The sequence below is a fragment of the Caulobacter sp. FG7 genome (assembly GCF_057808875.1).
The window spans coordinates 1-18611 of sequence record NZ_JBMDIW010000011.1 but is presented as its reverse complement, the minus strand read 5'-3'; the positions used below and the strand labels follow the sequence as shown (position 1 = coordinate 18611).

The following is an 18611-nucleotide window of genomic DNA, read 5'->3' as shown; positions in this document are numbered from 1 at the left end:
GGGCCAATTCGGCGCCACCTTGTTCGCCACTCTCTAACTCGGAAGTCCCGCCTTGAGTCAGCCCGTCGCTCCCAACGCCGTCGTCGAAGTGAAGACGGAGACCGGCAAGGCCGTCCGCATCGGCAACGCCGAACGCCTGACCTTCATCGCCGGTCCGTGCCAGATGGAGAGCCGCCAGCACGCGCTGGAAACGGCGCATGCGCTGAAGGAGATCGGCGAGCGCCTGGGCGTGGGCCTGATCTACAAGACCAGCTACGACAAGGCCAACCGCACCTCGGCCACGGCGGCCCGCGGCATCGGCCTCTATGACAGCCTGCCGATCTTCCAGGAGATCCGCGAGGTCACCGGCCTGCCGACCCTGACCGACGTGCACGAGATCAGCCACTGCGATCCCGTCGCCGAGGCCGTCGACGTGATCCAGATCCCTGCCTTCCTGTGCCGCCAGACCGACCTGCTGCTGGCCGCCGCCAAGACCGGACGGGCGATCAACATCAAGAAGGGTCAGTTCCTGGCCCCGTGGGACATGAAGAACGTCATCGCCAAGGTGACCGGCGCTGGCAATCCCAACGTCATGGCCTGCGAGCGCGGCGCCTCGTTCGGCTACAACACGCTCGTCTCGGACATGCGGTCCTTGCCGATCATGAAGGAGATTGGCTGCCCGGTGGTGTTCGACGCCACCCACAGCGTGCAGCAGCCGGGCGGGCAGGGCACCTCGTCGGGCGGCCAGCGCGAGTTCGTGCCGGTGCTGGCGCGCGCCGCGGTCTCGATCGGCGTGGCCATGGTGTTCATGGAAACTCACCCCGACCCCGACCACGCTCCGTCGGACGGCCCCAACATGGTGCCGCTGAGCCAGTTCGAAGGCCTTGTGGCCGAACTGCTCGAGTTCGACGCCCTGGCCAAGCGCAAGCGGGCGGCTTGAAGTCGGACGCCCAGAGTCCGATGGAACTCTAGAGACCAACTAGGTTTGTTTCCCTCGCCCCTGTGGCGAGGGTCCATGCCCGCGACAGCTCAGACCTTGGTCGTTCTTCCGAGGTTTGAGCGGCGGAACCATGGATCCTGGGCACAAGGCCCAGGAAGGCGGATTGGGGTTGGCTTGGGGGAGTGAGAGAAGCCCTCGCTCTTGCCCCGCCATTCCCCTGTGCCATAACCCGCCCATGTCCAGACGCATCGTTCTCGTTACCGGCGGCGCCGGGTTCATCGGTTCCAACATCGTGGCCAAGCTCTGCGAGGATCCGGCGCTCGACGTCGTGGTCTGCGACTGGCTGGGGCAGGCCGCTGAGGGCAAGTGGCGCAACATCGCCAAGCACCCGATCGCCGACTTCGTTGCGCCCGAGCAGCTGTTCAACTGGCTGGCCGTGCGTGGCGATGAGGTCGAGCTCGTCATCCACATGGGCGCCATCTCGTCGACGACGGAAGCCGACGCTGACCTGATCGTGCAGTCCAACTTCGTGCTGTCGCGCGACATCTGGCGCTGGTGCGCCAAGAATGGCGCCCGCCTGATCTACGCCTCTTCGGCGGCCACCTATGGCGACGGAACCCAGGGCTTCGACGGCAAGGACGACATCGACACCCTGATGGGCCTGCGCCCGCTGAACGCCTATGGCTGGTCCAAGGCGCTGTTCGACGTCTTCGCCGTGCGCGAGGCGGCCCGCGGCCATGCCCCGCCGCAGTGGGCCGGCCTGAAGTTCTTCAACGTCTACGGCCCCAACGAGGACCACAAGGGCGGCATGAAGTCGGTGGTCTGCCAGATCTGGCCGAAGATCCAGGCGGGCGAGGGCGTGCGCCTGTTCAAGTCGCACCACCCCGACTACGAGGACGGCGGCCAGCTGCGCGACTTCGTCTATGTGCGCGACGTGGCCGACGTGATCGCCTGGCTGGCCAAGAGCCCGCATGTGAGCGGCGTCTATAACCTGGGCTCGGGCAAGGCCCGTTCGTTCAAGGATCTGGCCGAAGCCACCTTCGCCGCCATCGCCCGCGAGCCCGACATCACCTATTTCGACATGCCCGAAGTGCTGCAGGGCAAGTACCAGTATTTCACGCAGGCCGACATGAGCCGCCTGCGCGCGGCCGGCTACAACGCGCCGATGACCTCGCTGGAGGACGGTGTCGCCGACTACGTGGCCGGGTTCCTGAACACCGACGATCCCTATCGCTGACGCGCGCTTCGGTTGACCAAGGGGCACGCTTGCGGACCCCTGCCGTGCGCGTAACCTGAACCCTGATAAGTCGCCGGAACGGGCGTCGGTCAGGGAGTGGAACATGGTCGGCATCGCCGCCTGGGGCGCCTATGCGCCGCGTCTTCGCCTAAGCCGCAAGGCCGTTGTCGCCGCCAACGCCTGGGTTGCGCCCGGCCTAGCGGGCAAGGCCAGGGGCGAACGCTCGATGGCCAACTGGGACGAGGACGCCCTGACCATGGCCGTCGAGGCGGCCCGCGACGCCCTGGGCGTCGAGGACGAGGGCCGGGCAGCGATCGAGGCAGCGATCTTCGCCTCGACGACCGCGCCCTTCGCCGATCGCCAGAACGCCGGCATCCTGGCCGCCGCCCTGACGCTGGAGCCGTCGATCGCCTCGGCCGACGTCACCGGCTCGCAGCGCTGCGGCCTGACGGCGCTGGGCCAGGCGCTGGAGGCGGCCGCTTGCGGCAAGCGGGTGCTGGTGGCCGCCGGCGAGCATCGGCGGGCCCGCGCGGCCTCGCCGCAGGAACTGGATTTCGGCGATGCGGCGGCGGCCTTTGTCGTCTCGCCCGACGGCGGCGCCGCGACATTCCTGGGGCGCGGCACGGTGACCGACGACTTCGTCGACCACTTCCGCGGGGCGGACGCGCAGTTCGATTATGCCTGGGAAGAGCGCTGGATCCGCGACGAGGGGATCGTCAAGCTGGTCCCGCCGGCCGTTCGCGACGCGCTGGAGGCGGCGGGGGTAACCGCTGCCGAGGTCGACCATTTCTGCTTCCCGTCGGTGTTTCCGGGCATGGGCGCGAGCCTGGCCAAGACGCTCGGCATTCGGCCCGAGGCCGTGCGCGATACGCTGGGCGCGCAGTTGGGGGAGGCCGGTTGCGCCCACGGTCCGCTGCTGCTGGCCCATGCCCTCGAGGAGGCCGCGCCGGGCCAAGTGGTGGTGGTCGCGCAGTTCGGCCAAGGCGCCGAGGCGCTGGTCTTCCGCGTCGGCGGCGAGATCGGCTCGGCCCGTCCCGCCCGCGGCGTGACCGGCGCGCTCGCCGACCGGCAGGAAGAGAGCAACTACCTGAAGTTCCTGGTCTTCAACGACCTGGTCGACTGGGACCGGGGCATGCGGGCCGAGAAGGACAACAAGACCGCCCTGACCACCCTCTATCGCAACCGCGACCAGATCCTGGGCCTGGTCGGCGGCCGCTGCCGTGAGACCGGCGTGGTGCAATTCCCCCGCACCCGCATTTCGGTGGCCCCCAACAACCCGGCCGTCGACACCCAGGAGCCCTACCGCTTCGCCGAGCGCGCCGCCCGGGTGCTGACCTATTCGGCCGACTACCTGACCTTCTCGATGAGCCCGCCCAACCACTACGGCATGATCGTGTTCGAGGGCGGCGGTCGGATCATGCTCGACATCACCGACGTCGCGCCCGGCGAGGTCGAGACCGGCCTGTCGGTGAAGATGGTCTTCCGGATCAAGGACCGCGACGAGAAGCGTGGGTTCGTGCGCTATTTCTGGAAGGCCGCCCCGGACCGATCGGCCGTGGCGGCGACTTCGGCCCAGGCGGCGGAGTAGGGCGGTGTCAGATCGCGCGCTTGACGTCGGTGGCGGCGAAGTCCTCGCCCTTGAACAGCAGGGGCAAGTCGCGCGCCTTGGCCAGGGCGTAGGCGAAGCAGTCGCCGAAGTTCAGGCCGTGGCGGCCGGCGCTGTATTCGGCGAAGGCCTGCTGCGCGAGTGTCAGTTGCGGCTCGTCGAACGGCTCCATGCTGACCTCGAATTCAGCGACAAAGCGCCTGATGTTCTCGACCTCGGCTTCGCCCTTTCGCCGAAGGCAGACGATCTGCAGTTCGAGACGGGTGGCTGTCGACATCAGAAGGGCCTCCGCGTCGGCGACGGCCTTCATGAACGCACCGGCCTCGGGCTCGTCCCAGAGGATGGCCAGAACCGCGGACGTATCGAGGACGATCACTTCGGCAGGCCGTCTTCGTCGTACAGCATCTCTTCAGGCGTTCTTGGATCGAGAATCGGGAGCGCGGCCGAACGTTTCTGCAACTCGGCCATCAAGGCCAGCTTTTCCTCGCGTGTCTTGGCTTGCAGCGCGGGCGGCATGCGATCGAGCTCAGCTCGCACGGCGTGGGCGAACACGTCGCTCAAGCTGACGCCCTTACGGTCCGCCAGTTCCTGCGCCATGCGCAGCGTTTCCTCGTCGTGGATCACCATGCCCATGGCCGCGACGTTACACCCGATCAATACGCCCGAGAAGGCGAGCTAGGGAGAGACCCCGATGGCCAGCGGTATCCGCGACAAGGTCGCCATCCTCGGCATGGGCTGTTCGAAATTCGGCGAGCGCTGGGACGCCGGTCCCGACGACCTGATGGTCGAGGCCTATGTCGAGGCGATGAGCGACGCGGGGATAGAGGCCAGCCAGCTCGACGCGGCCTGGTTCTCGACCCACATCGACGAGATCGGCACGGGCAAGGGCGGCACGCCGCTGTCGATCGCCTTGCGTCTGCCCAACATCGCCGTAACGAGGGTGGAGAACTTCTGCGCCTCGGGCTCGGAAGCGTTCCGCGGCGCGGTCTACGCCGTGGCGGCCGGCGCTGCCGACATCGCCCTGGCCGTGGGTGTCGAGAAGCTGAAGGACACCGGCTACGGCGGCCTGCCGTTCGGGGCGCCGGGCACGCTGGCGCCGCAGATCATGCCTAACGGCTCGGCGCCCGGCAACTTCGCCCAACTGGCCAGCGCCTACCGCGCCAAACACGGGGTCTCCAAGGAGGATCTCAAGCGGGCCATCGCCCACGTCTCGGTCAAGAGCCACGCCAACGGCGCCAAGAACCCCAAGGCCCATCTGCGCAAGCCCATCACCGAGGAGCAGGCGCTGAAGGCCCCGATCATCGCCGAGCCGCTGGGCCTGTTCGACTGTTGCGGCGTCTCCGACGGCGCGGCCGCGGCCATCGTCACCACGCCCGAGATCGCGCGCGCCCTGGGCAAGCATGACCTGGTCACGGTCAAGGCCCTGCAGCTGTCGGTCTCGAACGGCTACGAGAGCCAGTATAACGGCTGGGACGGCAGCCACTTCCACACCGCCCGCATCGCCGCCGGCAAGGCCTACAAGGAGGCTGGCATAGAGCGCCCGCGCGAGCAGATCTCGATGATGGAGGTGCATGACTGCTTCTCGGTGACCGAGCTGGTGACCATGGAGGACCTGTTCATCTCGGCCGAGGGGCGCGGCTGGCGCGACGTTCTGGACGGCTTCTACGACGCCGACGGCGGCGTTCCCTGCCAGATCGACGGCGGCCTGAAGTGCTTTGGCCATCCGATCGGCGCGTCTGGTCTGCGCATGCTCTACGAGATGTACCTGCAGCTTCAGGGGAGGGCTGGCGAACGGCAGTTGCGCGACCCTGTCCTGGGCATGACCCACAACCTCGGCGGCGCGCCGGCCAGCAATGTCTGCTCGGTGGCCATCATCGGGCGGGAAGGGGCGTAGTGCGACGCGGCGACCTGGTGTAGTCGAGAGGCATGTCGGGACGCTTCAAGGGCTTCAAGCGCTGGATCTTCGCGGGATGCGTCCTCGTGCTGGGGATCGTCCTGACGGCGACGTTCTACTGGCGCTACGACATCCTGCGCACGACGCTGGACCCGAAGGTTCCGTTCCAGACCTACGACCCACCGCCGGCGCCCAACTATGCCGATCCGGCCGCCTGGGCGCTTCTGCCTAGGGGGGCGACGGGGATGGAGCGCGCCGCCGACGTGTTCTTTGTCCACCCCACCACCTTCGACGGCGGGCGGGACTGGAATGCGCCCTTCGACCAGCCCAAGGCCGATCGCTATCTCAACCGCGTTGTGCTGCCCAACTACGCAGCGCCGTTCTCGCGGGTGGGCCGCATATTCGCGCCGCACTACCGCCAGGCCAGCCTCTACACCTTCCTGACGCTGCGCGACGACGCCCGTGAAGCTCGGCGCTTCGCCTATGGCGACGTGCGCGAGGCCTTCCGCGCCTGGCGCGACCGCTATGACCAGGGCCGGCCGCTGGTGCTGGTCGGAGTGGAGCAGGGCGGCGGCCTGCTGGCGCGTCTGGTGGCCGAGGAGATCGCGCCCAACCCGGCGCTGAAGGATCGCCTGGCGGGCGTCTACCTGATCGAGACCGCCGTGCCGGCCGACGAGTACGGCCCGGCCGCGGCCGTCCCCGCCTGCGTGCGCCGCGACGAGGCCGGTTGCGTGGTGGCCTGGGCCTCGCTGACCGACGGCGACTTCCAGAAAGCCCAGGAATGGCTGGGCCGTTCGCTCACCTGGAGGGGCGGCGACCAGTTGGAGAACCTCAACGGCCGCAAGCCGCTGTGCGTCAATCCGCTGCTCGGCGCCCAGACCGACGAGCGGGCCCAGGCGCGTCTGAACCTCGGGGCGGTCAACGCCACGGGCCTGGAGTGGGGGGCGCGCCCGGCCTTTCTCAAGCGCCAGGTCTGGGCCCAGTGCGAGAACGGCCTGCTGCACACCGGCCGGCCCAAGTCGGCCTCGCTGCGCGACACCGGCTCGTGGACCGACCGCCGGAAGGTCGACGGCTACAACCTGTTCTGGGCCGATATCGAGGCCGACGCCGCGGCGCGGGTGGCGGCGTTGGGCAAGCGCGAGCCTCCGGTGATCAGGACGCCGGCGTCGTAGCGGTCTGGAAGCGGGCAGGGGGCGGTTCAGGCGATCCCTGTTGCGGCGCCGAAACGCACGATTTCACCGCCCGATGTCCGGCCAAGCCGCCGATCTTGCCGCCATCCGCCGTCGTCCAGCTTGTTTTCCTGCAGCTTTGCCACCACGGCGCGACTTGTCGCCGCTGGAAGGCGAGCACGCTTGAACCGCGTCGCAAAAGGTCCACATAAATAACGACCATCCGCCCAGTCCCGGGCGGACGGACTGTACGACTCAGGCGCATCGTCTGGAGTGACGGCAGTCCGCATGGCGAGGCGCGGGGTTCACGCGCCGGCCGGGAGTGAAAATATGTCTGAGATCCGTACGCTTCCTGTGTTGCCCCTGCGGGATATCGTTGTGTTCCCGCACATGGTGGTTCCGCTGTTCGTGGGCCGCGACAAGTCCGTGCGCGCCCTCGAGGAAGTGATGCGCGGGGACAAGCAGATCCTGCTCGTCACCCAGAAGAACAGCGCGGACGACGATCCGGCGCCGGCCGACATCTATGATGTCGGCGTGCTGGCCACCGTGCTTCAACTGCTGAAACTGCCCGACGGCACCGTCAAGGTGCTGGTCGAAGGCAAGGGCCGCGCCGCGGTCGTGCGCTTCACCGACCAGGAAGCCTATTACGAGGCCCAGGTCGGCGAGGTCAGCGAGGACCAGGGCGCCGGCCCCGAGGCCGAGGCGCTGTCGCGCGCGGTCGTCGAGCAGTTCGAGAACTACGTCAAACTCAACAAGAAGGTGCCGCCCGAGGCCCTGGCCGCGATCCCGCAGATCGCCGAGCCGGGCAAGCTGGCCGACAGCATCGCCGCCCACCTGTCGGTGAAGATCGGCGACAAGCAGCATCTGCTGGAAATCTTCGACGTCACCAAGCGCCTGGAGAAGGTCTTCGCCCTCATGGAAGGCGAGATCTCGGTGCTGCAGGTCGAGAAGAAGATCCGCTCGCGCGTGAAGCGCCAGATGGAGAAGACCCAGCGCGAATACTATCTGAACGAACAGATGAAGGCGATCCAGCGCGAGCTGGGCGACCCCGACGACTCGCGCGACGAACTGATCGAGCTCGAGAAGCGCATCAAGAAGACCAAGCTTTCGAAGGAAGCCCGGGCCAAGGCCGAGGGCGAACTGAAGAAGCTGCGCAACATGAGCCCGATGTCGGCCGAGAGCACGGTGGTCCGCAACTATCTGGACTGGCTGCTGTCGATCCCGTGGGGCAAGGCCAAGGGCAAGAAGATCGACCTCGCCGAGAGCGAGGACATCCTCGACGCCGACCACTACGGCCTGGAGAAGGTCAAGGAGCGGATTCTGGAATACCTGGCCGTGCAGGCCCGGACCAATTCGCTGAAAGGCCCGATCCTGTGCCTCGTTGGTCCTCCGGGCGTCGGCAAGACCTCGTTGGGCAAGTCGATCGCCAAGGCGACCGGCCGTGAGTTCGTGCGCATGAGCCTCGGCGGCGTGCGTGACGAGGCCGAGATCCGTGGTCACCGCCGCACCTACATCGGCTCGATGCCCGGCAAGGTCATCCAGTCGATGAAGAAGGCCAAGACCACCAACGCCTTCGTCCTGCTGGACGAGATCGACAAGATGGGCAGCGACTACCGCGGCGATCCCGCGTCGGCCCTGCTCGAAGTGCTCGATCCGTCGCAGAACTCGACCTTCGGCGACCACTACCTGGAGGTCGACTACGACCTGTCGCAGGTGATGTTCGTCACCACGGCCAACAGCCTGAACATGCCCCAGCCGCTGCTGGATCGCATGGAGATCATCCGCATCCCCGGCTACACCGAGGACGAGAAGCTGGAGATCGCCAAGCGCCACGTCCTGCCGAAGCTGGCCAAGGACCACGGCCTGAAGGACAGCGAGTTCATCGTTCCGGACGCGGCTATCCGCGACCTGATCCGCTACTACACCCGGGAAGCCGGCGTGCGGTCGCTGGAGCGGGAACTGGGCGCCCTGGCCCGCAAGACGGTGCGTGACCTGGCCCGCGAAAAGCTGACCAGCATCACCATCGACGACGCGCGCCTGGCCAAGTACGCCGGCGTCAAGAAGTACCGTTACGGCGAGACCGACGAAGTCGACCAGGTCGGCATCGTCACGGGCCTTGCCTGGACGGAGTTCGGCGGCGACATCCTGACCATCGAAGCCGTGAAGATGCCGGGCAAGGGCCGCATGACGGTCACCGGCAACCTCAAGGAGGTGATGAAGGAGTCGATCTCGGCGGCCAATAGCTACGTCCGCTCGCGCTCGGTGCAGTTCGGCATCAAGCCGCCGGTGTTCGAGAAGACCGACGTCCACATCCACGTGCCGGACGGCGCCACGCCCAAGGACGGTCCGTCGGCCGGTATCGCCATGGCTTTGGCCATGGTCTCGGTGCTCACGGGGATCCCGATCCGCAAGGACATCGCCATGACCGGCGAGATCACCCTGCGCGGCCGGGTCACCGCCATCGGCGGCCTGAAGGAAAAGCTGCTGGCGGCCCTGCGTTCGGGCGTGAAGACCGTGCTGATCCCGCAGGAAAACGAGAAGGATCTCGTCGACGTGCCGGAAAGCGTGAAGTCGGGTCTCGAGATCATTCCGGTCTCGACGGTCGACGAAGTGCTCAAGCACGCACTAGTCGGCCCCCTGGCTCCGGTCGAGTGGAGCGAATCGGAAGAACCCCTTTCGAGCCCCGCCAAGGCCGACGACGCCGGGGACGACGCAGTTCTTACGCACTGACAGTAACTTATTGTTGATAAGTAGGGCGGCGCGGGATCTTTCCGCGCCGCCTTCGTTTGACGGGGCTTGCGAAGCCCGCATACTTCCACGCGAGCGAAGCGGCGTAAGCTGTTGCAGCGCCGCCGCTTATTGGCTGGGAGACAAAAATGACCACGAAAGCCGAACTCGTCACGGCGATCGCCGAAAAGGCGGGCATCAACAAGAACCAGGCGAAGGACGCTCTGGAAGCTTTCATCGACACCGTGACCACTTCGCTGAAGTCGGGCTCGGACGTGCGTCTGGTGGGCTTCGGCACCTTCAAGGCCGTGACCCGCGCCGCGGGCACCGCGCGCAACCCGCGCACCGGTGAGACTGTCGAGCGTCCGGCCTCGAAGACCGCCCGCTTCCAGGTCGGCGAAGGCCTGAAGACCACCCTGAACGGCTGATCCCGTTTCGGATTCTAAGGGGCGGGGCGTTGGATGACGGCCCGCCCTTTTCTATGCGCGCTTCCCATGCCGCCCGACTGCGGCTAGAAGGCGCGACCCTGCGAATGGGCGGTTAGCTCAGCGGTAGAGCGTCTCGTTTACACCGAGAGGGTCGGGGGTTCGATCCCCTCACCGCCCACCAGGGGCCGTAAGGCTTTCGAGCGTCTTGGGGCAGTTTGCTCCCAAGAAACCGGCCTTAAACGGCATGTTTGCGGCCTCTGATAGCCCGGCGGGCGGTCGCTTGGTGGTCCACCATAGTTCGTTTCGATCCTGGTCGGGCTCATGCCGAGGTAGGCCGAGGCGTCCCACAGATCGGTGCCGTCTTTCATCAGCCAGGTCGCAGCCGTGTGACGAAGCCAGTGAGGCGTAACGTCCTCGGGCAGTTCGGATCGCGGTTCTGCTCGATCGCCATGTAGACGACCAGGGCGATGACTAAGGGGAGCGTGAGGGGGGGCGCTGTAGGCCAGCGCGGCGATGATCGCGCGGCGCTGGTGCCCGAGAGCCCCTTCAGGCGGCGAGCCAGCGGTGCTATTCAGCACGTCGGCATGCGGGACTGCGTCTGTCATGTGGACTCTGTTGCAGGGTGGCCGGCTGGCGGGAGCGCGGGCCGATGCGTCGACACAGTGTTGAAAGTGCTGAATCGCGGTCGTATAGGTAGAATTTAGGGCCGGGGGCAATTGGTTGAGCTTTAATGGCAGTCAGCCGCACCAATGGCGAGGTGCAGCATGCAAGGGGGGCGGCGTGCGTCCCTTTGGCCGCATTTTTGGCCTGGGGCTTGCGCCAACGGTGTGCTGCTACGATTTTCACCATGCCCATTGCTCAATGGGATTGCTCAACGATAGCGTTGCATTTTATGGCAACGCTCGAACCGTTAGTTGACCGGTACGCGGAAATCTGGACGCGTAACGACAGTGGGAGAGTTTCATGCCCTACAATGTAGAGAGCGTGCAGTTTGCGGCGTTCCTGCATCTCCCGCCCGGAGGGACCGCAGACTCATTTCTTAGAGCGGGCTTTGCAACTGGAGAGCTGATGAGTTTCCAGGCGCTGCAGCCAGCGGGATCGCAAGCGGAATGGAACTTAGGGTATGGCGTCGCGCAGATCATCGTCATGCCCAATCGTGTCGATCTCGTGATCCGCGGGCCTTCCATCCCTACGCCCATACCTGCGCCGATCAAGGATTTCGATCGCGCTGTCGCTGACGGTATTGCGGCAATGACAACGATCATGCGCAAACTACATGTCGGCCGCACCGCTGTGGTCGTCCAAAGTCACAAGCTTGCGGCGTCGGAAGCCGAGGCGATCGACGACGTAAAGTCTCTTCTCCCCAACCTACCGCTCGGAAGTAACTGGCGGGACCTGACCTTTCAATTTGCCGCTCCGCATGGTGCGACAAGGGATGGTGCCCAAGTCATCACACTTTGCAGATGGCAGACGGTCAGGGCGATGCTCATCGAGATTGGCCAGGGTGGCGTAACCGACGTTGCTCAAAAGCGTCAGAGTGAGCAACTTGCATCCACGACTATGTACGACGTTTTCGTGGAAGAGATGGGGCTTCTCGGGGCAGACGCGGCCATTCAACAAATGATCGATCTAAGTGAGATAGCGAAGGGGCTGCAGGAAAATGGATATCCTAACTGATCCCCCCCCCCCAATCTTTGCTTGGAGCAATGAGAAGTCGGCGACTGCATTCGCACCGGCCCGGTCGGCTAGAGGTGCGACAGTGGGTGACCGCATCAAGCCCATGTCGGTCGCCACACGAATTGGTTCGGTTTCGCCAACCGCCAAAGACGCCTGGAGTCCAAGGGAGCAAGGGTCCTCCATCGATGCGTTTAGGCAGCACGTCAATGCGGAGTTCGCTCGGCTGGGAGCCGACATACGCGACGTTAAGGATGCGCAGCGTGCCCTCGTACTAGGGCTGCAGCAAGCTGTGGCATCGGCTTCACCTTTGCCGGCGATTTGTGCCAACATGCAGGGTGAAGAAGACCAAATCGAAGCGCTGAATACCATTGCGGAGTATGACATGAGGGAGAACATCGAGTTCCTTCCTGTCGCTCAGTCCGGCCTCGTCTCAGAGAATGCCGAGCTTAGGGCTGCTGCCGCCGCCGCGCTTGCGACGTTGGGAGGTGCGTCCACTCTCGATCAGCTGAAGTCTGCCCTGGATCGAGAGAAGAACTACTACGTTCAGCGGCGCTTGGAGTCCGCGATCGGATCCATCGGTTGACCTATGCGAGTATTGAGGAAGATCGGCGACATTTCCGCTTGGACTAAAGCTCGTATCACTTGGGCCCCAGGTGATGAGGTTGAGGTTACGACGGCGGCCTTGGCATTTTTTATGCCCGGGGTGAAGGAGCGCAGTCGCATATCCGTTTATCGCGAAGATGAAGGTGTTACGCCTGCGCACGTTGCTTCTGCGATGGCGCTCTCAGCTGGCGTTGGGACGCAGCAAACGCTATTTGCCGTAGCGAATCTAGATGAGCTCAAAGCTGTTGGCTGCTCGGTTCATCAAACCGCTGGCGATACAAAGTTTGCCAACGTCGATGAGCTTCATCTTGATATTGAAATGCCCACGACCGATGTGTTGCTTGCCGCATGTCGGCTTTTCTTAAAGCACCCACACATTGAAATTAGTACTTCGATTTCGCTCGCCGTCACGAAAGAAATGGTGACCAGCGGATCTTGGAGGTTCGATCCAAAAACGCCGACTAGAAAGGCTTGGGAGGGAGCATCCACTTTAGTGACCAATGGGCATCTCGCAGTCACATCAGTGTAGGCAGCTTCCTCCTCCGTGGGTAACGGGGGATATCTGAATTCAGGGCGCGCTTTGTCGAACCTGGCGAAAGCGAGGCTGGCGTTGCGACTCTCATTGAGCGCCTCGACCGCGTGCTTGATCAGTTCGGAGTTGTCCGTCTTCGGCCGGGCCTTCAGCACGGCGAACGTCTCTACGAAGTCGGCATCGAAATAGCCGCCGATGTGCTTGCGGTCGAGCGCTGCCTTCCGCCCCTCAATGGTCGTTGACCTGGTCGCGACCTGAGCGGGTGCCTGGGCGCCGGCGCCGAGCTGGGCGAGGAAGGCGTCTCTCGCGTTGGGCTTCGTGTTGGACATCACGCGCTCCGCTCGACGGCGTCGATTCCGCGGTGAAGACCAAGTTCGTCGCGCAGCTAGCGCCAAAGCGACGAGATCTCCTCGTTCGCCCTGCTTTCCGGCTCCAGCTCCTGGATCGTCTTTCCCGCGCGACAGGCGTCGCGGTGCGCCTTGCGCCGGTAGATGGTGACCGGGGCCATTTCGACCTTGGTCATCTTGAAAACCTCCTTTGCTTCCTTTTCCCTCAGCCTGGCCCCGGGGCGCCGCCATCGTTAGCACCCCGACGCATGGCTTCTGCAGGGCCTGGATGCGGCAACTGCTCGTAGGCCTCGATATCCGGGGTGCAGGGGATCAGCGCGAGGTCGGCGGCCGCGACGGCAGCCGGAGGTACGCTGCTCTGCGCCGCCGGGGTGTCGATGTGGCAGCCGGAGTTGCAAGCCCGGGCTAGCTGGTGCGGAAGATCTGGCACGGTGGAGAATACCACGGCGTGCAGCTGGCCATCGTCGCGCCGGCGGGCCCACATCTGGGTCGAGGCCCTGTGCATTCATGTCGATGGCTATGGCCAGAAGACCGTCGGCCGAGGTGGCCTTTGAGAGCGAGCGTGTCAGGGTCGTCTTGCCGACGCCCCCTTCTATGGTGATGGCGACGACGATCATACTTTATCTCCTATGCAAGCGCGGAGGACTGCAGCCTTGCAGTCTTGCAAGTTCACCCCTGAAAATGGGGAATGGGGAATGGGGAATGGGGAATGGGGAATGGGGAATGGGGAATGGGGGATGGGCCGGCCTGGCGCGTGGCGGCAGGCTGCGTGGGAACGCGGGCGCAGGTTGCGCTTGGCGCGTGGTTTTCGGCGTGCTCCCAGGATATTACCAGGAAGCGGTTGATCTCGCCGTGAACAGACGCAGTTCATTCATGGGAGTAGGCGCCGAAAGCCCCAGCAATTGCAGGGGGCGCGGCCCCGGTGACCTCGTTTACACCGAGAGGGTCGGGGGGGCGATCCCCTCACCGCCCACCAGGGACCTCCAGGATTGGGGGATTGCTGACACCATGCTGTCAGTGGACCTTCGGCAGTCTGCCCGGCGCTCAACGCCACAAGGGAGATCGTCATGTCCGTCAAGGGAAGCTGCCACTGCGGCGCCATCCAGTTCGAGGTCGAAACCGCGCCGACCGAACTGACCGATTGCAACTGCTCGTTCTGCTCCAAGCGCGGCAACCTGGTCGCCTACTACCAGCCGTCCAGCTTCAAGCTGCTGACCGCGCGCGACCGGGTCTCGACCTATCAGTGGGGCGACTACATGGGCACGCACCATCATTGTTCGATCTGCGGCTGCGGCGCCTTCAGCCAGTTTCCCGACTTCAGCAGCGGCGAAGCCGACTACGACAATCCCCGCGTCAGCATCAATGTGCGACTGCTGGAGAACTTCGACCTGGCGCCGCTGCCGGTGGTGCATCTCAACGGGCGGGATGATTGGTAGGGGAGGTGGGAGGCTTTCCGTATCCCCCGCCGTCATCCCGGAAAGCGCGCAGCGCTTATCCGGGACCTAGGGGCGGTGCGCATTGCCCCTAGGTCCCGGCTCTCCGCTTCGCTACGGCCGGGATGACGATTGAAGTAGAGCCTCCAGCGCCTGCGCCGCATGGCGATCCTCGGCGTCTGCGGCGATCTTCGCTCCAAGCAAGCGGGCCGCCTCGGCATAGGCCGGATCGTCCAGCAGTCGCGTCAACGCCTCGCCGATCTTCTCCGGGGGAGCATCCGGCGGCAGGGTGATCGCCGCACCGCGGTGGGCGGCGCGCATGGCGTTGTCGTTCTGGTCGCGGCCCATGGGCAGGCACAGCAGCGGAACCCCAGCCATCAGCGGGCGCAGGGTCGAGCCGTGGCCGGCATGGGTGACGAAGGCGGCGGCCTGGTTCAGCACCGCGCCGTGCGGCGCGCTGCGGACGATCGCGATGTGAGGCGGCGCCTTAAATTCAGCGGGGTCCAGCGTCGGCCCGGTCGTGACCAGGGCGCGGACGGGCAGGGCGGATAGGGCGGCGATGACGTTGCGCAGTGTCTTTTCCTGCGCTTGGTAGAGGCTGGAGAACGACACCACGACCAGCGGCGCGTCGCCTTCCGGCAGCGGAGCGGGCTCCACCCAGGTCGGATCGGCGAGATAGGGGCCGACATACGCGAAGGGGGCGGGCAGGGGATCGGGCGCGAAATCGAAGGCGGGGCTGGTGGCCAGCAGGATCGCGTCGGCGGCCTCGAACTGGGCGAAAAGATCGTCGAGGGGCGCAAGATCGTGCGCGGCGCGAGCGGCGTTCAGCGCCGGCAGGCCCGACTGGAAGAGACCTCGCGCCATCTGGGCGACCGTGGCGTGCATGGCTTTCTCCTGGTCGTCGGCCGCCGGCGCCATGCCGGCCCCGAACGGCGGGGCGCCGGGAAGGTTGGGCAGCGACCAGATGTTGGCCGACAGCAGGGCGAGCTTTGTCCCGCGCGCCTGGGTCGCGACCATCACGCCCAGCAGCAGTTCCTGGGTGACGACGACGTCGGCCGGGAAGGCGTCCAAGGCCTGGAGCACGTCATGGGCGTAGGCGCCGGCAGGACCGGTCATCACCCGCTCGAGCAGGCGTTCGATGACGGCCATGGGGTTGTCGGCCTCGAAGTCGCGCAGGCGGTCGTCGTCGCGGGACTTGCCGGTCTGGAATGGCGCCGTCGTCCAGGCGCGGAACGGAACGCCCAGCGCCTGAGCGTCTGCGGCGTTGGCCGGATCGCTGATCGCCAGCACGTCGTGGCCACGGGCGATCATGTCGGCGGCGACCATCAGGAGCGGCTGCACGTGGCCGCCGCCTTCCCAGCTGGTGAACAGAAAACGCGCCATGTCGGATACCCCCGTTTGGCTCCTCCTACGACGCGAGAGCCGTTCAATCCAGGCGAACCGAAATATGGTTTTTGCGCCGGTGCGCGACGCGACGTAGGGTGGCGTTGCGCGGCTGGACAACGGTCCAGCTTCGGAGGAACCTCCCGGCGCTCGAGCACCTTATCGCTTGGCGGCCGCGCAAGACGGCTCCCTCTGCAGTAGCGAGGTACGGCGTGATCGATCTTCTGCTGACTCCCCCGCCGAGCCCCGAGGCCGGCGCGCCGCAGGACCAGATTCGATCAAGCCCGGGGCGGCCCGCCCGTCTCATCGATACGACGATGCTCTATGCCCCCCGCAGTGGCGGCGTGCGTCGTTACCTGAACGCAAAGCGCGCCTGGCTGGCGCAGAATCGGCCTGGTGTTCGCCATACCCTGGTGGTGCCGGGGCCGCGCGACGCCCATGACGGGCACGGTCGGGTGTCGATCTATGCCGCGCCGCTGCCGTTCGGCGACGGCTATCGCTGGCCGATCGGCAAGACCAGCTGGATGGAGCGGCTGATCCGCCAGCGGCCGGACGTCATCGAGGCGGGCGATCCCTACACACCGGGCCTGGCCGCGCTGAAGGCGGGCGACGCCCTGGGCGTGCCGGTCGTGGGCTTTTGCCATACCGATCTGGGCGCCCTGGCGGCGCTGCACATCGGCGAATGGGCCGAAAAGCCTGTCCAGAAACGCTGGGCGGCGATCTATCGCCAGTTCGACCAGGCCGTGGCGCCCAGCCACTTCATCGCCGGACGCCTGATCGAGGCGGGGGTTCGTGACGCCATCGGCCTGCCGCTCGGCGTCGACGTCGACACCTTCCACCCGGCGCGCGGCGAACGGGCGGCCCTGCGCAAGCGCCTGGGCCTGACCGATCGCCACCGAATCCTCGTGTTCGCCGGTCGTCCGGCCCGGGAAAAGAAGCTCGACGTGCTGGTCGACGCCGTCGAGCGGCTGGGCGAGCCCTATGTGCTGCTGCTGATCGGGGCCGGCGCCGGCGCGCGGGCCAGCGATCGGGTGATCTCGATGGACTATCAGCGCGATCCCGAGGCGCTGGCCGCGATCCTGGCCGGCTGCGACGCCTTCGTTCACGCCAACGACAACGAGCCGTTCGGCTTGATCGTGCTGGAGGCCATGGCCTGTGGCCTGCCGGTGGTGGGCGTGGCGGCCGGCGGCGTGGCCGAAAGCGTCGACGATGAGGTGGGGATTCTGGCCCAGGCGTCGGAAGGCGGGGTGTTCGCCGAGGCGATCGAGGCGCTGTTCGCCCGCGACATGGTCGCCTTGGGGCTGGCTGCGAGGTTGAGGGCCGAGACCCGCCATGGCTGGACGCCGGTGTTCGAGCGCCTGACGGAAATCTACGGCCGCCTGAGCGGCGCGCGGGCCTTTCTTGGCGAAGCGGCCATGGAGGCCGCCTCGCACTAGATAGAAAGAGAGACTTTAGGCCGCCTGGCGCAGTTCGTCGCGCAAGGTCGCCAGGATCTCGTAGCTGCGCAGGCGCGCGGCGTGGTCGTGAATCTGCGAGGCGGCCATGACCTCGTCGGCGCCGGTGGCCTCGATCACGGCCCGCAGCTTGGCCGCCACGGTCGTGGGCGAGCCGATCGCCGAATAGCGGAAGGTGTTGTTCACGCCGGCCAGTTCGGCGGCCGAGGCGATGGCCGTGATGTCGTCGACCGGCGGCGGCAGCAGGCCGGGGTTGCCGCGGCGCAGGGCCAGGAACTGCTGCTGGGTCGAGGTGTGCAGGCGCTGGGCTTCTTCATCGGTATCGGCTGCGCAGACTCCGATGCAGATCATGAAGTAGGGCTTGTCGAGCTGGGCCGAGGGGCGGAAGCCGCGGCGATAGACCTCGACGGCCTGCATCAGCTGCTCCGGCGCGAAGTGGGCGGCGAAGGCGTAGGGCAGGCCCAGCGCCGCGGCCAGCTGCGCGCCATAGGTGCTGGAGCCCAGCAGCCACAGCGGCACGTCCTGACCTTCACCAGGAATCGCGCGCACCGCCTGGTCTTCCGTGGCCGGCTTGAACCAGTGCTGAAGCTCGACGACGTCCTCGGCGAAGCGGTCGACCGAGCCCGCATAGCGGCGCAGAGCGCGGATCGTGGCCTGGTCGGTGCCCGGCGCGCGGCCCAGGCCCAGGTCGATTCTGCCCGGATGCAGCGCCGCGAGCGTGCCGAAAGCCTCGGCGATCATCAGCGGCGCGTGGTTCGGAAGCATGATGCCGCCCGATCCGACTCGAATTTTCTTCGTTCCGGCGGCGACGTGACCGATCACCACGGTTGTAGCGGCGCTGGCGATACCGGGCATGTTGTGATGCTCGGCCAGCCAATACCTGTGGAAACCTAGCGACTCGGCATGTCGCGCCAGGTCCAAAGTATTGGCGAGCGCTTTACTGACCGTTGTTCCTTGAGGAACCGGCGAAAGGTCGAGGACGGAAAAAGGGATATCGGCGGACTGGGTCATGTCCGCTACATGGGATGCGACCGGTCGGTAACAACCGTCTGGCGACACAATTTGTCGCAGTCGTTCCAGCGGACGCGCGCGCAAACGGCAGCGCTCGGCGCTTAAACGGGCAACTTGAAAAATGGGGGAGGGAAAAGTGGCGCGAATGACGGGGCTCGAACCCGCGACCTCCGGCGTGACAGGCCGGCGCT

At 66.0% G+C, this 18611-nt stretch carries 17 protein-coding genes and 1 tRNA gene; 12 read left to right on the top strand and 6 right to left on the bottom strand.

What is annotated here, in order from left to right; all coding sequences use genetic code 11:
• The first annotated feature begins 52 nt into the window (after positions 1-52).
• The 3 genes from kdsA to ACODR1_RS10850 all read left to right on the top strand — a co-directional run bounded on the left by kdsA (position 53) and on the right by ACODR1_RS10850 (position 3744).
• Positions 53-919: a 3-deoxy-8-phosphooctulonate synthase gene (gene kdsA, locus ACODR1_RS10860; protein WP_101719864.1), complete on the top strand. Its 867-nt coding sequence runs from the start codon at positions 53-55 to the stop codon at positions 917-919.
• Positions 920-1154: 235 nt separating this feature from the next.
• The gene (gene rfaD / locus ACODR1_RS10855; RefSeq protein ID WP_488880452.1) at positions 1155-2156 is read left to right on the top strand and encodes an ADP-glyceromanno-heptose 6-epimerase; all 1002 of its coding nucleotides are present in this window, start codon (positions 1155-1157) and stop codon (positions 2154-2156) included.
• A gap of 103 nt (positions 2157-2259) precedes the next feature.
• Positions 2260-3744, top strand: a complete 1485-nt coding sequence (locus ACODR1_RS10850) for a 3-oxoacyl-[acyl-carrier-protein] synthase III C-terminal domain-containing protein (protein WP_488880451.1) — start codon at positions 2260-2262, stop codon at positions 3742-3744.
• Between the two features lie 7 nt (positions 3745-3751).
• Here ACODR1_RS10850 and ACODR1_RS10845 read toward each other — a convergent pair whose 3' ends face one another.
• The gene (locus ACODR1_RS10845; protein ID WP_488880450.1) at positions 3752-4138 is read right to left on the bottom strand and encodes a type II toxin-antitoxin system VapC family toxin; all 387 of its coding nucleotides are present in this window, start codon (positions 4136-4138) and stop codon (positions 3752-3754) included.
• Positions 4135-4395: a type II toxin-antitoxin system VapB family antitoxin gene (locus tag ACODR1_RS10840; RefSeq protein ID WP_488880449.1), complete on the bottom strand. Its 261-nt coding sequence runs from the start codon at positions 4393-4395 to the stop codon at positions 4135-4137. The genes ACODR1_RS10845 and ACODR1_RS10840 overlap by 4 nt, the downstream gene beginning before the upstream one ends.
• Before the next feature lie 58 nt (positions 4396-4453).
• Between ACODR1_RS10840 and ACODR1_RS10835 the strand changes: the two genes are divergently transcribed.
• The 7 genes from ACODR1_RS10835 (at position 4454) to ACODR1_RS10805 (ending at position 12240) form a co-directional block, all read left to right on the top strand.
• Positions 4454-5656, top strand: a complete 1203-nt coding sequence (locus tag ACODR1_RS10835) for an acetyl-CoA acetyltransferase (protein ID WP_488880448.1) — start codon at positions 4454-4456, stop codon at positions 5654-5656.
• A 32-nt stretch (positions 5657-5688) separates the two neighbouring features.
• A complete protein-coding gene (locus ACODR1_RS10830; protein WP_488880447.1) occupies positions 5689-6828 on the top strand; it encodes a DUF3089 domain-containing protein in 1140 nt (379 codons plus the stop codon).
• 327 nt (positions 6829-7155) lie between these two features.
• Positions 7156-9555, top strand: coding sequence for an endopeptidase La (gene lon / locus ACODR1_RS10825; RefSeq protein WP_488880446.1), 2400 nt, complete (start codon positions 7156-7158; stop codon positions 9553-9555).
• Positions 9556-9701: 146 nt separating this feature from the next.
• Positions 9702-9980, top strand: coding sequence for an HU family DNA-binding protein (locus ACODR1_RS10820; RefSeq protein ID WP_058346343.1), 279 nt, complete (start codon positions 9702-9704; stop codon positions 9978-9980).
• Between the two features lie 106 nt (positions 9981-10086).
• Positions 10087-10161: transfer RNA gene (locus tag ACODR1_RS10815), tRNA-Val, on the top strand.
• Between the two features lie 782 nt (positions 10162-10943).
• The gene (locus ACODR1_RS10810) at positions 10944-11657 is read left to right on the top strand and encodes a hypothetical protein (RefSeq protein WP_488880445.1); all 714 of its coding nucleotides are present in this window, start codon (positions 10944-10946) and stop codon (positions 11655-11657) included.
• An 82-nt stretch (positions 11658-11739) separates the two neighbouring features.
• Entirely contained in the window at positions 11740-12240 is a 501-nt protein-coding gene (locus ACODR1_RS10805; protein ID WP_488880444.1) for a HEAT repeat domain-containing protein, read from the top strand.
• Between the two features lie 323 nt (positions 12241-12563).
• Here the strand turns inward: ACODR1_RS10805 and ACODR1_RS10800 are convergent, their stop codons facing one another.
• Together ACODR1_RS10800 and ACODR1_RS10795 are read right to left on the bottom strand one after the other, a co-directional pair.
• Positions 12564-13121 (bottom strand): hypothetical protein, encoded by a 558-nt coding sequence (locus ACODR1_RS10800; protein WP_488880443.1) that lies wholly within the window; start codon positions 13119-13121, stop codon positions 12564-12566.
• A gap of 56 nt (positions 13122-13177) precedes the next feature.
• Positions 13178-13315: a hypothetical protein gene (locus ACODR1_RS10795; RefSeq protein WP_488880442.1), complete on the bottom strand. Its 138-nt coding sequence runs from the start codon at positions 13313-13315 to the stop codon at positions 13178-13180.
• Between the two features lie 891 nt (positions 13316-14206).
• Here ACODR1_RS10795 and ACODR1_RS10790 point away from each other — a divergent pair.
• Entirely contained in the window at positions 14207-14575 is a 369-nt protein-coding gene (locus ACODR1_RS10790; protein WP_488880441.1) for a GFA family protein, read from the top strand.
• 111 nt (positions 14576-14686) lie between these two features.
• Here the strand turns inward: ACODR1_RS10790 and ACODR1_RS10785 are convergent, their stop codons facing one another.
• Positions 14687-15955 (bottom strand): nucleotide disphospho-sugar-binding domain-containing protein, encoded by a 1269-nt coding sequence (locus tag ACODR1_RS10785; protein WP_488880440.1) that lies wholly within the window; start codon positions 15953-15955, stop codon positions 14687-14689.
• 272 nt (positions 15956-16227) lie between these two features.
• Between ACODR1_RS10785 and ACODR1_RS10780 the strand changes: the two genes are divergently transcribed.
• Positions 16228-17391 (top strand): glycosyltransferase family 4 protein, encoded by a 1164-nt coding sequence (locus ACODR1_RS10780; protein WP_488880561.1) that lies wholly within the window; start codon positions 16228-16230, stop codon positions 17389-17391.
• 15 nt (positions 17392-17406) lie between these two features.
• On the opposite strand, the gene ACODR1_RS10775 is transcribed toward ACODR1_RS10780, so the two are convergent.
• A complete protein-coding gene (locus tag ACODR1_RS10775; RefSeq protein ID WP_488880439.1) occupies positions 17407-18420 on the bottom strand; it encodes an LLM class flavin-dependent oxidoreductase in 1014 nt (337 codons plus the stop codon).
• Positions 18421-18611 lie beyond the last annotated feature (191 nt).